The following is a 14,013-nucleotide window of genomic DNA, read 5'->3' on the forward strand; positions in this document are numbered from 1 at the left end:
CGCCGGCTTTCTTCCGGGCCGGCCAACGGAAGTGGCGGTGACGCTCTGACCAGGGGCGGCGGTCAGGGCTCGAGCAGGCCGCGAATGTCGTCGGCGGTCAGCGCGGTGCTGAACAGGGCGTCGTCGTCGAGCACCGCGCTGAACAACTGCGCCTTCTGGGCCTTGAGCGCCATCACCTTCTCCTCGATCGTGCCGGTGGCGACCATCCGGTAGACCATGACGTTGCGGGTTTGGCCGATGCGGTGGGTGCGGTCAACGGCCTGCGCCTCGGTCGCCGGATTCCACCAGGGGTCGAGCAGAAAAACATAGTCGGCTTCGGTGAGGTTGAGGCCGAAGCCACCGGCTTTCAGGCTGATCAGAAACACCGGGGTCGCGCCGCTCTTGAACCGGTCGATCACCTCGCTGCGCCGTAGCGTCGACCCGTCGAGGTAGCAGTACGGAACGCCCAGAGCGTCCAGCCGGGCGGCGGCGAGCTTCAGAAACGACGTGAACTGGCTGAAAATCAGGGCCTTGTGCCCCTCGGCGATGACGTCGTCGAGCTGCTCGAACAGGGCGTCGAGCTTGCTGGAGCGCACGCCGGAATACTTCTGATCGACCAGCGAGGCGTCGAGGCTCAGCAGTCGCAGCAGGGTGAGTGAGCGAAAAATAATGAAGCGGTTCTTGTCGAGGTCCTCGATCAGCCCATACAGTTTCTGCCGTTCGCGCTGCAGGAACGTGTCGTAGAGCTTCTGGTGCGCCGGGTTCAGCGCGATTTGCACTTCCTGTTCCTGTTTCGGCGGTAGATCGCGGGCGACGACCTCTTTGGTGCGGCGCAAAATCAGCGGGCGGATGCGCCGGCGCAGCTTGGCGAGCCGCTCCGGGCTCGATCCAAGGGTCACCGGCCGCACGTAGTTCTCGGTGAATTTGCGCGCGGACGCGAACAAGCCGGGTGCGACGATGCTGAACAGCGACCACAGGTCCATCAGGTTGTTCTCCAGCGGAGTGCCCGTGATCGCCAGTTTGAACGGTGTGTTCAGCTCTTTTGCGCAGGCGTAGGCGCGGCTGGTGCGGTTCTTCACGAACTGCGCCTCGTCGAGGATGAGGCCGGCCCAATTCAGGGCTTGGTATGCGTCGAAGTCGAGACGGAACAGAGCGTAGGAGGTGACGAGCACGTCGACGTCGGCGGCGGCATCCGCGAGCTGCGTGCGGCTTTTGGCCTCGGTCGCCGTCACCGTGCGTATCCGCAGCCCGGGAGCGAACCGGGTGGCTTCGTTCAGCCAATTCATGACAACGGATGTCGGCGCCACCACCAGAAACGGCCTCGAGTCGCGCGCGTGCACCAGCAGCGCGAGGGTCTGCAGGGTCTTGCCGAGCCCCATGTCGTCGGCGAGCACCCCGCCGAGCTGGTGCTTCCAGAGGAAGGCGAGCCAGGCGAACCCCTCCTGCTGGTACGGCCGGAGGGTCGCGTTCACGCCAGCGGGGAGGTCGACCGGGTCGATCCCGGTCAGATCTTTCAGACCGGCGGCGGCCGCTCGCCACGACACGGCCGGAACGGTCTCATCGGCGAGATCCTCAAAATCGCTCCACAGGCTGGCCTGATAGCGGCTGATGCGCAGGCCGGTCTCCCATTCGTGCAGCGCGCGGGCCTCGTTGATGAGCTCGTGCAGCTGCTCGAACTCAGGGCTCTGCAGCGAGAGATAGCTGTTGTCGACCAGTTTCAGGCGGGTCTGCCCCTTCGCGAGGGCCTTGAACAGTGGGCCGAACGGCACCGTGATCGTGCCGACCGTGACGATCACACCGAGGTCGAACCAGTCGCGCTGGTCGGTCTCGACCGTCGTGATCACGAGGTGGGGCGTTTCGGTGCGCTCAAAGTCGTCGGGCATTACCGCGGGAAAGCGCACCGAGGAATCCATGCTGGTGACCGCGACCGTGCGCTGCAGGGCCGGGTAGACCGTGCCGAGAAACTCGACCGTGTCTTCGGCGGGAACGCTCGCCGCCTCGACCTGCCCGACCAGGTGACGCTGTTCGCCGCTCAGCGGGCCGGCGGCCGGGGCGAGCGTGAACACGGTCGGCGTGCCGAAGCGCACGCTGTAGATACCGTGGCCGGCGATGACTCCGGCGGCCTCGAGCGGATGGTCGACGCCGTCGATCTGCAGGCGGGACTGCAGGAGCAGCGGGCCGGCAGCATCCGTTTGCGAGGCGTCGAGGCTGATTTCGGCGAGCGAACCGATGCGTACGACGACGTCTTTTTTGTTGCCGACGAAGCCGATGCCGAGCTGCTCGGCCTCGCGCAGCAGCGGCCACAGCAGCGGGCTGGTGAAGTTGTCGAGGTAGATCCAGTCGGTTTCCTGGCTCGTGTAAACCTCGCGCACGGCCTTGTACAGGGCGGCGAACTGGGAGATCCAGCGGTGGTGTTCGGGGTCGAGGTTGAACCGGTTGAGCTGAAAAGTGAGGTGGCTCCAGGTGACGTTGCTGCGCACCCAGTTGCCCTGCGCATTGTGGATGACCGGCCGAACGCCGAGCCGATAGTCGCCGTGCCCGGCCACGAGCGCCTTCACCGGTTTAGCGGTCGGCCCGCGCCAGCGGTCGTTGGTGCGCGGAGTCTGCTCGCGCAGCTCGAACTGCAGCCCCATCGGCACTTTCAGTCCCGTGGCCAGCGGTCTCGGCTGCCCAAAATTGCCGATGCGCAGACCAGCGGATGCCGGCGGTTCCCCCGGCAGAACCAGCCGCTTCCAGGCTGGGGTGCCCTCTGACATTTCTAGCTCTCGGGCATGTTCAGGCCGGCGGTGTCGAGCACCCAGGCGTAGTTGAACGCGCGTTCGTGCCAGGCACTGTACCGACCGGAGACTCCTCCATGGCCGGCTGACATTTCGGTCTTGAGCAGGGCATCCGCTCCCACCTCGCGCAGCTTGGCCACCCATTTGGCCGGCTCCACATAGAGCACCCGGGTATCGTTCAGGCTGGTCACGGCGAGAATCGCCGGGTAGGCGACGTTCCGCACGTTCTCGACGGGGGAGTAGGACTTCATGTAGGCGTACACCGCGGCGTCGTGCAACGGGTCACCCCATTCGTCCCACTCGATCACGGTCAGCGGCAGTGACGGGTCGAGAATCGAGGTCAACGCATCGACGAACGGCACCTCGGCGAGGATGCCGGCGAACAGCTCGGGCGCGAGGTTGGCGACGGCACCCATGAGCAGTCCGCCGGCGCTGCCGCCCTCGGCGACCAGCCGGGCCGGGGTGGTGAAGCCTGCGTCGATGAGGTGCCGGGCGCAGCTCACGAAGTCGGTGAAGGTGTTGCGCTTGGTCGTGGTTTTACCGGTTTCATACCAGGTGCGGCCGAGTTCGCCGCCGCCGCGCACGTGCGCGATGGCGAAGATCATGCCGCGGTCGAGCAGGCTGAGCCGGGCGATGCCGAAGCCGGGGTCGATGCTGTGCTCGTAGGATCCGTAGCCGTAGAGCAGGGTCGGCGCCGGGGTTCCGGGCGTAACGAGGTCGCGGCGGTAGACCAGCGAGATCGGCACCCGGGTACCGTCCTCGGCGGTCGCCCACTCGCGGCGCTGCTCATAGAGCGCCGGATCGTAGCCGCCGAGCACGGGCTGCTGCTTGAGCAGGCGTCGTTCGCCGGTCGCGACGACGAGGTCGTAGACCGTTGACGGGGTGATGAAGCTCGTGAAGCCAAACCGCAGGGTCGGCTGGGTCCACTCCGGGTTGCCGGCTGAACCGACGGCAAACAACGGTTCGTCGAAGTCGAGCTCGGTCAGGCCGCTCGCGTCGTGTCGGTCGATGGCGAGGCGGGTGAGGCCGTCGCGGCGGTACTCCACGACGAGAAAGTCGGCGAAGGCATCGACGCTTTCCAGCCGGATCTGCGGGTCGTGCGGCAGCAGCATCCGCTTTTCGCCTTGCGGGTCTGCGGCTGCGACGCTGACCAGTTCGAAATTGACGGCCGCGCCGCCGTTGTGCACGATCAGCAGGCGGTCTTCCGCGGCGATCACGGCGTGCTCGACATCGTATTCCACGTTGTCCTGGCGCGGCCAGACCACGGCGAAGTCGCCGGTGGGGTCGCTCGCGTCGAGCACCCACGATTCGGTCGTGACGCTGGATCCGGCCTCGATCATGAGGAATTTGCGGCTGCGGGTGATGCCGACGCCCACCCAGAATCGTTCGTCGGGCTCGTGAAAGATGCTGGCGTCAGCGACTTCAGCGGCACCGATTTCGTGCCGCCATACGGTGTCCGGGCGCCAGGCGTCGTCGACGGTGGTGTAGAAGAGGTAGCGTCCGCTCGGGTCGAACAGGGCGCCGGCGCTCGTGTTTTCGATCGTGTCTGGCAGGTTCTCGCCGGTCGCGATGGTGCGCACCCGAATCGTGTAGCGTTCGTCGCCCTCCACGTCGACGGCGTAGAGCAGCCGAGTGCCGTCGTCGCTGAGGTCGAAGCTGCCGAGCGAGAAGAACTCGTGGCCGGCGGCTTCGACGTTGTCGTCGAGCAGGATCTGCTCGCCGGGCACGCTCTGGTTGGTGCCGAGCACGGGCGCCGCCCAGTCATCCGGGCCGCTGATCGGTGCGCGACAGTGGATGCCGTATTCCTGGCCCTCGACCGTCCGGGTGTAGTACCAGAAGGCGCCGCGACGCACCGGAACGCTCAGGTCGGTCTCCTGGGTGCGGTTCTTGATCTCGGTGAAAATCTGCTGCCGGAGTGGTTCCTGGGTGGCGGTGCGGGCCGCGGTGTAGCTGTTTTCGGCCTCGAGGTGGGCGATGACCTCGCGGCTGTCCTTGTCGCGCAACCACTCGTAATCGTCGACGTAGACGTCATTGTGGTGCTCGCGGCGTTGCGGCTTCTTGGTTGCCAGGGGAGGGGTGATCGGGCCAAAGGTCATCCCCCCAGCGTAGTTTGCCGCGTCTCGCCAGAGCGGGAAAAAGGTTGCTTCGGGTGTGCTGAAGCAGCTATTTTCTCGCTTTCGCGGTTCAGGCCACCCGCACTCCCCGTCTCCAGACGTTTGCGGTCAGCGGCACGCCGGGGCGGTAGGCCAGGTGCGAGATCGACGGGGCGTTCAGAACCTGCAGGTCGGCCAGGCCGCCGACCCGCAGCGAGCCGACGGCATCCGTTCCCTGATCGTGGCCGAGCGACGCGGCCGCACCACGGGTCGCCGCCCAGACCGCCTCGGTCACGGTCAGCCCCATCTGCAGCACGGCGGTCGCCACGCAGAACGGCATTGACGTGGTGTAGGAGGTGCCTGGATTGCAATTGGTCGCCAGGGCGATGGTCACACCGGCGTCGAACAGCTGGCGGGCCGGCGGAAACGGTTGCCGGGTGGACAGGTCGCAGGCCGGTAGCAGCGTGGCGACCGTGGCCGACGCCGCCAGTGCGTCGATATCGGATGGCTCCAGGTAGTTGCAGTGGTCAACGCTGTGCGCGCCGAGTTCAGCGGCCAGCCGCACGCCGCCAGTGAAGCCGAGCTGGTTGCCGTGCACGCGCAGCCCGAGGCCGGCGGCCCGGCCGGCCAGCAGCACCTCCCGCGTTTCTTCCACGTCGAACGCGCCCTGCTCGCAGAACGCGTCGATGAACTGCACGTAGGGAAGCACCGCGGCGAGCATCGGCCCGGTGACGAGGTCGAGGTAGTCGCGACGATCCAGCCCGGTCGGCACGATGTGGGCGCCGAGATAGCTGACGACGTCGGCGACACGGGCGGCGGCCCGGGCCGACCGCGCTTCACTGTCCACGTCGAGTCCATAGCCGGTTTTGGTCTCGAGAAAGGTGGTGCCCAGCGTTTCGGCTTCGTGGCGCAGGCCCAGCGCTGTGGCTACAAGCTCCTCCTCGGACGCCGCGCGGGTTGCGGCGACGGTCGTGTTGATGCCGCCGGCGGCGTACTTCTGGCCGGCCATGCGGGCTTCGAACTCTGCCGAACGGTCGCCGCCAAATACGAGGTGGGTGTGCGAGTCGACCCAACCGGGCAGAACGGCGCGGCCATCGACATCCGTTCGACGATCGGCAGCCGGAGCCTGGCTGGCCGCACCGATCCAGAGAATGCGGCCGTCGCCGATCACGAGTGCCGCGTCGTGCCGACGCTCGCCGGACTCATCGTGCGTGGTCAGTTCACCGATTCCGGTGATGAGCTCGGTGCCGCTCATTCGCCGAGCCTTCCAAGCGCGTCGGCCATCAGCTCCGACGGCCGCGCGCCGCCGACCAGCCGACCGCCATCGGCCACGACCTGTCCGCCCACGATGACCCGCAGCACATCGGAGGCGGTCGCGGTCAGCGGAAGCTGCTCGACAGACGATCCGACCGTGCGCACGCCGGCGGTGCTGATCTCGACCAGATCGCACGGGTCGCCCTCGCGCATCGTGAGACGGCCGAGCCCGAGCGAGGCATAGCCGGCGCTCGTGGCCGCGGTGAGCAGGGCGGTCGGGGCAAAGCGTCCGCGCTGTCGCGAGGCCAGCCGCTCGCCCATTTCCAATCCGCGCATCTCCAAAAACGGGTCGATGACGGCGTGCTGATCGGAGCCTAGGGCAATCGGGCAGCCCGCCTCGGCCAGGGCGAGCGCCGGACCGATTCCGTCGCCGAGATCGGCCTCGGTGGTCGGGCACATTACGACGGTCACGCCGGCGTCGCCGAGCAGCGCGCGGTCCGCGTCGCTCAGATGCGTTGCGTGCACCACACTCAGTCGCGGTCCGAGGGCACCGAGCGAATCGAGCACACCGGTCGGGGTCAGGCCATACGCCGCGAGGCAATCCGCGTTCTCCTGCGGCTGCTCCGACAGGTGCACGTGCAGCGGAACGTCCGCCGGCAACCCGGCGAGCACTTCACGCATCGCCTCGGGCGTGACGGCACGCACCGAGTGCAGCGCGGCGCCGAGCGTCACGAGGTCGTCGTTCCCCAGTGCTGCGCGCAGCGAGTGCCATCGGGCCAGCCAGCCCGCGGCGTCAAAGTCGCCGAACGCCCGCTGTTCGGGTGCCAACTCCTGCCCGATTCCGCCCTGCAGATACACCGTGTCGAGCAGCACCAAACGGATGCCGACGGCCCGCGCCGCCGCCGCAAGCGCCAGTTCCATGGCGTGCTCCGTCTCATACGGTTCGCCATTCGCGCGGTGATGCACGTAGTGAAACTCACCGACGGCGGTGTAGCCGCTCACCAGCATCTCGGCGAACACCGCCGTCGCCAGCGCCTGGTACTTCAGGGGGTCGAGCTGCGCGGCGACCCGGTACATCCGCTCGCGCCAAATCCAAAAATCGCCACCCTCGGTGTGGGTCTGACCGCGCAGGGCCCGGTGGAAGGCGTGCGAGTGAGCATTACCGAACCCCGGAAGCACCGTTCCCAAACGGATGTCCGCGGCCTCCGCCCCGTGAATCTGAACCCGAGAGATGCGACCGTGGTCGTCGACCTCGACCCTCACCCCGGTCACGGCGACCCCGTCGATCAGCAGGGTTTCGCACCAGAAGTTGCTCATAGCAGATCCCTCAGCAGCAGTTCGAGCGCGTCGATGCCGGCCACGCAGTCCGCGGCTTCGGCGAATTCCTCCGGCGCGTGGGAGATTCCGGTCGGGTTGCGCACGAACAGCATTGCGCTCGGCACGTGGGCGGCGAGCACGCCGGCATCGTGGCCGGCTCCGGTCGACAGTTGCGGCACCTGGCCGAGCGCTTGCGCGAACCGCTCGCGCAAGCCGGGGGTGAACTGCACGGCGCCGGCCCAGGATTCCTCGGTGAGGGTGGCGGAGCATCCGTTCTGCTGGGCGGCCTGCTGGGCGCGGGCTGCAATGTCGGCCACGAGCAGGCGGGTTTCTTCGTCGGTCTCGGCGCGGGCGTCGAGCCAGGCGTGCACCGAACTGGCGATAACGTTGGTTCCGCCGGGGATCGCTTCGATGCGGCCGATCGTCGCCCGGGTTCCCGGGCGACCCAGAGCGGCGGCCTGCACACCCACGATGGCCTGGGCAGTCGCGACCATCGGGTCGCGGCGCTCGATCATGGTGGTCGCGCCGGCATGATTACCCTGGCCGGTGACGGTGAGGCGCCAGCGACCGTGGGCCAGAATCGATGATGCCACGGCCACCGGCTGGTCGAGGTCGATCAGGCCGCGGCCCTGTTCGACGTGCAGTTCGATGAACAGTCCGATGCGTTCTAGTGCAACGAGGTCGACGCCGAGGTGCGCCGGGTCGACACCAATTTTCCGGGCGGCCTCGGCCAGCGTGACGCCGTCACGGTCGGTCAAGGCGCGGGCCTGATCGGCGTCGATCGCTCCGGTGAGCAGCCTCGAGCCGAGGCAGGCGATGCCGAAACGGGAGCCCTCTTCTTCGGCGAACATCAGCACCGCGCACGGCCGGGTCGGCACGAACCCGCTCGCCTGCAGCCGGCCGATGGCCTCGAGCGAAGAGATCACGCCGAGCGGCCCGTCGTAGGCGCCGCCGCCGGGAACGGAGTCGAGGTGGCTGCCGGTGACGACCGCATCCGGTCCTGGCTGACCCCACCAGGCCCAGAGGTTGCCGTTGCGGTCGGTTTCGACCTGCAGGCCGAGCCGTTCGGCGCGTTCGACGAACCAGGAGCGCAGTTCGAGGTCGGCCACCTGCCAGAGATGGCGGGAGTACCCGCCGCGCCGGTGGTCGCGGCCGACCTCGGCGATCTCGGCGAGACCGGCGAGCACGTTTAGTCCTCCCACATGGGCACACGCAGGCCGCGGTCGCGGGCCACTTCCTTGGCCCGCTCGTAGCCGGCGTCGACGTGCCGCATCACTCCGGTGCCCGGGTCGTTGGTGAGCACACGCGCGATCTTCTCCGCGGCCAGCGGGGTGCCGTCGGCGACGATGACCTGCCCGGCGTGAATGCTGCGGCCGATTCCGACCCCGCCGCCGTGGTGAATGGAGACCCAGGTCGCGCCGGAGGCGGTGTTGAGCAGCGCGTTCAGCAGCGGCCAGTCGGCGATCGCGTCGGAGCCGTCCAACATACCCTCGGTCTCACGGTAGGGCGAAGCGACCGAGCCGGAGTCGAGGTGGTCGCGGCCGATCACGATCGGGGCGCGCAGCTCGCCGGAGGCGACCATCTCGTTGAATTTGAGCCCGGCCAGGTGGCGTTCCTGATAGCCGAGCCAGCAGATGCGGGCCGGCAGGCCCTCGAACTGCACCTTTTTTTCGGCCTTGGTAATCCAGCGGTGCAGCCCGGCGTCGTTCGGAAACAGCTCCAGAATGGCCTTGTCGGTGGCGGCGATGTCGGCCGGGTCGCCGGAGAGGGCCACCCAGCGGAACGGGCCCTTGCCCTCGGCGAACAGCGGGCGAATGTAGGCGGGCACGAACCCCGGAAACTCGAACGCCCGCTCGTAGCCGCCGAGCTTCGCCTCGGCCCGAATCGAGTTGCCGTAGTCGAAGACCTCGGCACCGGCATCCTGAAATTCGACCATCGCTTTGACCTGCTTGGCCATTGCGGCGCGGGCGCGCACGGTGAACTCCTCCGGGTTTTCGGCCGCGTAGCTGTGCCATTCCTCGACGGTGACGCCCTCGGGCAGGTAGGAGAGCGGGTCGTGCGCGCTGGTCTGGTCGGTCACGATATCGATCGGCACTTTGCGGGCGAGCAATTCGGCGAACACGGTCGCGGCATTGCCGACCAGACCCACCGACAGAGCGCGGAGTTCCGCCTTGGCCGCGAGCACCCGGGCGATGGCGTCGTCGATGTCGTCGGTCATTTCGTCGAGGTAACCGTGATCGACGCGGCGCTGCAACCGCGCCGGGTCGACGTCGACAATGAGCACAACGCCGTCGTTCATGGTGACGGCGAGCGGCTGCGCGCCGCCCATGCCGCCGGCCCCGCCGGTGAGGGTCAGCGTGCCCGCCAGGGTGCCGTTGAACTTCTTGGTGGCCACGGCGCCGAAGGTTTCGTAAGTACCCTGCAGAATGCCCTGAGTGCCGATGTAGATCCACGATCCAGCGGTCATCTGCCCGTACATGGTGAGCCCCAGGTGCTCGAGTCGGCGAAACTCCGGCCAGGTGGCCCAGTCGCCGACGAGGTTGGAATTGGCGATCAGCACCCGCGGCGCCCATTCGTGGGTGCGAAACACGCCGACCGGTTTGCCCGACTGTACGAGCAGGGTTTCGTCTTTCTCGAGGGTTTCGAGGGTACGCACGATCGCGTCGTAGCACTCCCAGTTGCGGGCGGCTTTGCCGGTTCCGCCGTAGACGACGAGGTCGTCGGGGCGCTCGGCAACCTCGGGGTCGAGGTTGTTCATGAGCATGCGCAGCGGGCCCTCGGTCTGCCAGCTCTTCGCGGTCAGTTCGGTGCCGCGGGCGGCGCGAACGGGGCGTGGGGTGTGGGTGGTCGGGTGCGACGAGGTGTGAGTCATAGGTGGGGCTCCCTTGTTCTGGCGGGGCAGTGGATGGTGCGGGAAAGTTTCAGGGTGATCAGCGGGCGTAGAGCTGGCGCGCTTCGCCGAGCAAGAGCTGGCCGATACGTTCGATGCTTGACGTGGTGATGCGGTAGCTCGGAACGACCACACTGAGGGCGCCCACGATGCGGTCGCCGACGCTGATCGGTACCGCTATTGCCGTGACGTCACGCTCTACACCGTCACTCACGACGCAGTAGCCGGTGTCACCGGTGCCGCCCTGCAGGGCCTTCCCCGAGGCGCTCGAGTCAAGGGGAAACTTGCGGCCCACCCAATTCGAGTGCCGAACGGAGTGGGTTCCTTCGACAATGGCCACGTAGAGGCCCTGTCGTCCCGGGGCCGGGATGCTCAGATACGCGGATTCTCCGGTTTGTTCGACAATTCGCGTCATCGGATCGCGACAGAGCGCCACGAGTGATTCCTGACTCAGGGCGAGTACGCCGAGCTGCACGATCGCCACTCCTGGGCGGTAGGAGCCCTCGTCGTCACGGCGAATAAAGGTGGCTGCCTCGAGGGTGCGCAAGAGGCGAAGTGCTGTGCTGGCGGAGAGATCGACCGCTTTCGCGGCCTCACCGAGGGTGAGTGAGCCTCGCTCGCAGACGACGCTGAGCAGAGCGAGGGCACGCTCGGCCGTTCGCGTGGTCGTGTCTGGTTTGCCGGGTATTGCGCTCATGTCAAGCTCCTCGTGTTTCCATGCCACTCACAATTGCATTTAGTAAAACACTTATTTCATTAGATGACAAGAGAATTCAGTCATCACTGTCGGTTGAACGCCGGTCCGGTGCTCGCAATGAGTGCACAGTCAGCCTGTGGAGCGGATGTTTCGCTCAGGTAACGTGATCATTACCATCTGACGAGACCTTGACATTGTTTGGCACTGGCCGTTACTTTTCATAGATTGACAATGAAGTTTCATTTTGAACGCCTGTGCGTCGTTGTCAGCCAGTACCTGATTCAGTAACCTCCCCGACCATGTCGGAGGAGCTCAGCGTTTTCGGAAGGACCACCCACCATGAGCGCAAATCGTTCCAGCTCGCCACGCAGTTTCGGCCCGGTAATCAGGTCGGCCGCGATCGGCTTCGTCGCTGCCCTCGCTTTGGCCGGCTGCAGCCCGAGCGATCCCGGCGGCAGCGACACCACCGCAGACGGGAAACTCACCACGGTGACGCTCGGGCTCATCCCCATCACGGATGTTGCACCCATCTACCTGGGCATTGAACAGGGAATTTTCGCTGATCACGGTTTGGAATTGGATATCCAGCTGGCTCAGGGCGGTGCCGCTATCGTTCCCGCCGTCGTCTCCGGCGAATACGATTTCGGCTACAGTAACGTGGTCTCCCTTCTGGTAGCCCACCAGAACGACATCCCGATTCGGGTAATCTCGAACGGATCGACGTCGACAAACGTGGACGGCGCCGACACCACCGAGGTGGCTGCGTTGGCCGACAGCGGTGTCGCCGACGTCCTCGATCTCGAAGGCAAGACGGTCGCCATCAATGCGCTGAGCAACTTCGGTGAGATTACAATTCGAAATTCCCTGGAGCAGGCCGGCGGCGACCCCGATTCCATCTCGTTCGTCGAGGTGCCCTACCCGAACATGCCGGCCCAGCTGGCCGCCGGAGAGGTCGACGCCGCGTGGACGACGGAACCGTTCCGCACCCAGATCGTGCAGGAGGGTGGCGTTATTGTTGCCAGCCCCATGGTCGACATGGCCGAGAACTTCGACTCCGCGTTCTACTTCGCGTCGGCGCAAACGGTCGAGATCAACCCGGCCCTAGTCACGAGTTTCCGGGCGGCGCTCGCGGAATCGTTTGCGTACGCATCCGCTAATGAAGACGCTGTTCGGGAGATCATCCAGGACTATGCTTCGCTCAGCCCTGAGTTGGCAGCCTCGGTTGGCCTGTCGCAGTGGCTCCCCGAGATCAATCGGTCCGGTCTCGAAACCCTCGCCGCCGCCGCCGTCTCGTACGGCGTACTGAGCGGCGAGCCAGACTACGACGGCTTCATCGCGGAATGAGTACTCGCCTGGATGTCGTGCCCGCGGTCGGAGTGGAGGCCAGCGCCTTCACTCCGGTGCCGCGGCGGCGGTTCCGGGCACGCGGCCGAGTGACGAACGTGTTGCTCGGCTGTGCCGGGCTGCTTTCCGTAGCGCTCGTCGCCCAATTTCTTGCCCCGCTGGGCATTGTTCGGGAACAGGACCTGCCGCCGACGACCGTGATCATGGCCGCCTTGGCAGGACTTCTCGGCGAATCCACGATGTGGATGGCCGTTTACGACACGATCTACGTCTGGGCTATCGGACTCGCCGTGGCCTCTGTGGCCGGTGTCGTCGTCGGGATACTCCTCGGCAGCATCGAACCCCTGCGCCGCGCGACCTCCTCAACCGTTGAGTTTCTGCGGCCGATTCCCTCGGTTGCTCTCGTGCCGCTGGTCGTGCTCGTCTTTGGCCCGCGGTACGAGTCAGCCCTCGTCCTGGTCATCTACGCCGCCTTCTGGCAGGTGCTGGTGCAAACGGTGTACGGCGTAGCGGATGTCGACCCGGTCGTCGCCGATACCGCCCGGTCGTACCGATTCAGCCGCTGGGGTGTGATGCGCTACGTGATCTGGCCGACTGCACTGCCCTTCGTGATGACCGGTATCCGCCTGGCCGCCACGGTGGCCCTGGTGCTGACCGTGACCGCTCAACTGATCATCGGTACCCCCGGCCTCGGGCAGAGCATCGCTCAGGCCGAATCCGGCGGGGCGAACGCGCGAATGTATGCGCTCGTACTCATCACCGGGCTCCTCGGCCTCGCGGTCAACATCGTCGTGCGGCTGGTGGAGAAGCGCGTGTTGGCCTGGCACATGTCGTTTCGAAAGGATGCCAGCGAATGAAAACACTGCAGTCCATCGGCTATATCCTCGCTCTGCCAGTCGTGCTCCTTACGACCTGGTGGATCGTCAGTTACGACAGCACGAATGTCTATTTCCCCTCTCTGCAGCGCATTCTCGCTGCGTTCCCGGCGACCTGGCTCGACGGTGGTGGGGAATCACGCCTGGTCGTGGACGGCTTTGCCAGCATCTGGCGGCTGCTCTTCGGCTTTGTCGCAGCAACCGTCATCGCTGTATCCCTGGGAACGCTGATCGGCCTGTTGCCGCGGGTTCGGGCGTTCTGCGAGCCGACCCTGGAATTATTCCGTGCCATTCCGGGGCCGGTACTTGTGCCGATCATCGGGCTGTTCGCCGGGATCGGAGACACGATGAAGATCATCGTGGTACTCCTCGGCTGCCTCTGGCCGATTCTCCTGAACACCGTCGAGGGCGTCCGGGCGGTCGATTCCGTCATGATCGACACTGCCAGGTCCTACCGTCTCAGCGCACGGCGTCGCATCTTCACCCTCATCCTCCCGGCGGCATCTCCGCAGATTCTTGCCGGTATGCGTCAAGGCCTTTCGGTCGGCATCATCCTCATGGTCATCAGTGAGATGTTTGCCGCTACAAATGGGCTTGGATTTAGCGTCGTGCAGTTCCAACGCAACTTCGCCTTGCCTGAAATGTGGACGGGAATCATCGTGCTCGGTCTGTTGGGACTCGTGGCGTCCGTTGTCTTCCAATACTTCGAGTCGCATTCCCTGCGGTGGTACACCGGCATGCGCCGCGCCGCACGTGACGCCTGATCGACCAGACCAGAAACAAAGGA

At 66.1% G+C, this 14,013-nt stretch carries 10 protein-coding genes; 3 read left to right on the forward strand and 7 right to left on the reverse strand.

What is annotated here, in order from left to right:
• Window positions 1-62 precede the first annotated feature (62 nt).
• The 7 genes from E3T41_RS15850 to E3T41_RS15880 all read right to left on the reverse strand — a co-directional run bounded on the left by E3T41_RS15850 (window position 63) and on the right by E3T41_RS15880 (window position 11,007).
• Window positions 63-2,735: a DEAD/DEAH box helicase gene (locus E3T41_RS15850; protein WP_134479333.1), complete on the reverse strand. Its 2,673-nt coding sequence runs from the start codon at window positions 2,733-2,735 to the stop codon at window positions 63-65.
• 2 nt (window positions 2,736-2,737) lie between these two features.
• Window positions 2,738-4,852 (reverse strand): S9 family peptidase, encoded by a 2,115-nt coding sequence (locus E3T41_RS15855; protein WP_134479334.1) that lies wholly within the window; start codon window positions 4,850-4,852, stop codon window positions 2,738-2,740.
• A gap of 88 nt (window positions 4,853-4,940) precedes the next feature.
• Window positions 4,941-6,104 (reverse strand): imidazolonepropionase, encoded by a 1,164-nt coding sequence (hutI, locus tag E3T41_RS15860; RefSeq protein WP_134479335.1) that lies wholly within the window; start codon window positions 6,102-6,104, stop codon window positions 4,941-4,943.
• Window positions 6,101-7,420: a formimidoylglutamate deiminase gene (locus E3T41_RS15865; RefSeq protein WP_092448795.1), complete on the reverse strand. Its 1,320-nt coding sequence runs from the start codon at window positions 7,418-7,420 to the stop codon at window positions 6,101-6,103. The genes hutI and E3T41_RS15865 overlap by 4 nt, the downstream gene beginning before the upstream one ends.
• The gene (locus E3T41_RS15870; RefSeq protein ID WP_092448794.1) at window positions 7,417-8,607 is read right to left on the reverse strand and encodes an allantoate amidohydrolase; all 1,191 of its coding nucleotides are present in this window, start codon (window positions 8,605-8,607) and stop codon (window positions 7,417-7,419) included. The genes E3T41_RS15865 and E3T41_RS15870 overlap by 4 nt, the downstream gene beginning before the upstream one ends.
• A 2-nt stretch (window positions 8,608-8,609) precedes the next feature.
• Window positions 8,610-10,292, reverse strand: coding sequence for a urocanate hydratase (gene hutU / locus E3T41_RS15875; RefSeq protein WP_134479336.1), 1,683 nt, complete (start codon window positions 10,290-10,292; stop codon window positions 8,610-8,612).
• A 58-nt stretch (window positions 10,293-10,350) separates the two neighbouring features.
• Window positions 10,351-11,007 carry an IclR family transcriptional regulator gene (locus E3T41_RS15880; RefSeq protein WP_092448792.1) on the reverse strand — a complete coding sequence of 219 codons (657 nt, stop codon included), beginning with the start codon at window positions 11,005-11,007 and terminating at the stop codon, window positions 10,351-10,353.
• A gap of 339 nt (window positions 11,008-11,346) precedes the next feature.
• Between E3T41_RS15880 and E3T41_RS15885 the strand changes: the two genes are divergently transcribed.
• Genes E3T41_RS15885 through E3T41_RS15895 form a run of 3 tightly spaced genes read left to right on the forward strand, consistent with a single transcriptional unit; the run spans window position 11,347 to window position 13,990 of the window.
• On the forward strand, window positions 11,347-12,351 hold the full coding sequence (locus E3T41_RS15885; RefSeq protein ID WP_092448791.1) for an ABC transporter substrate-binding protein: 1,005 nt from the start codon (window positions 11,347-11,349) through the stop codon (window positions 12,349-12,351).
• Entirely contained in the window at window positions 12,348-13,208 is an 861-nt protein-coding gene (locus E3T41_RS15890; protein WP_092448790.1) for an ABC transporter permease, read from the forward strand. Before E3T41_RS15885 ends, E3T41_RS15890 begins: the two co-directional genes overlap by 4 nt.
• The gene (locus E3T41_RS15895) at window positions 13,205-13,990 is read left to right on the forward strand and encodes an ABC transporter permease (RefSeq protein WP_092448789.1); all 786 of its coding nucleotides are present in this window, start codon (window positions 13,205-13,207) and stop codon (window positions 13,988-13,990) included. The genes E3T41_RS15890 and E3T41_RS15895 overlap by 4 nt, the downstream gene beginning before the upstream one ends.
• Window positions 13,991-14,013: the final 23 nt, after the last annotated feature.

This window comes from Cryobacterium sp. Hh38 (genome assembly GCF_004403235.1).
GTDB lineage: Bacteria > Actinomycetota > Actinomycetes > Actinomycetales > Microbacteriaceae > Cryobacterium > Cryobacterium levicorallinum.

What these genes read in the sequence shown, in the direction of transcription:
- E3T41_RS15850 (WP_134479333.1), bottom strand. Translation starts at nt 2,735, where the DNA reads ATGTCAGAGGGCACCCCAGCCTGGAAGCGGCTGGTTCTGCCGGGGGAA.
- E3T41_RS15855 (WP_134479334.1), bottom strand. Translation starts at nt 4,852, where the DNA reads ATGACCTTTGGCCCGATCACCCCTCCCCTGGCAACCAAGAAGCCGCAA.
- hutI (WP_134479335.1), bottom strand. Translation starts at nt 6,104, where the DNA reads ATGAGCGGCACCGAGCTCATCACCGGAATCGGTGAACTGACCACGCAC.
- E3T41_RS15865 (WP_092448795.1), bottom strand. Translation starts at nt 7,420, where the DNA reads ATGAGCAACTTCTGGTGCGAAACCCTGCTGATCGACGGGGTCGCCGTG.
- hutU (WP_134479336.1), bottom strand. Translation starts at nt 10,292, where the DNA reads ATGACTCACACCTCGTCGCACCCGACCACCCACACCCCACGCCCCGTT.
- E3T41_RS15880 (WP_092448792.1), bottom strand. Translation starts at nt 11,007, where the DNA reads ATGAGCGCAATACCCGGCAAACCAGACACGACCACGCGAACGGCCGAG.
- E3T41_RS15885 (WP_092448791.1), top strand. Translation starts at nt 11,347, where the DNA reads ATGAGCGCAAATCGTTCCAGCTCGCCACGCAGTTTCGGCCCGGTAATC.
- E3T41_RS15890 (WP_092448790.1), top strand. Translation starts at nt 12,348, where the DNA reads ATGAGTACTCGCCTGGATGTCGTGCCCGCGGTCGGAGTGGAGGCCAGC.
- E3T41_RS15895 (WP_092448789.1), top strand. Translation starts at nt 13,205, where the DNA reads ATGAAAACACTGCAGTCCATCGGCTATATCCTCGCTCTGCCAGTCGTG.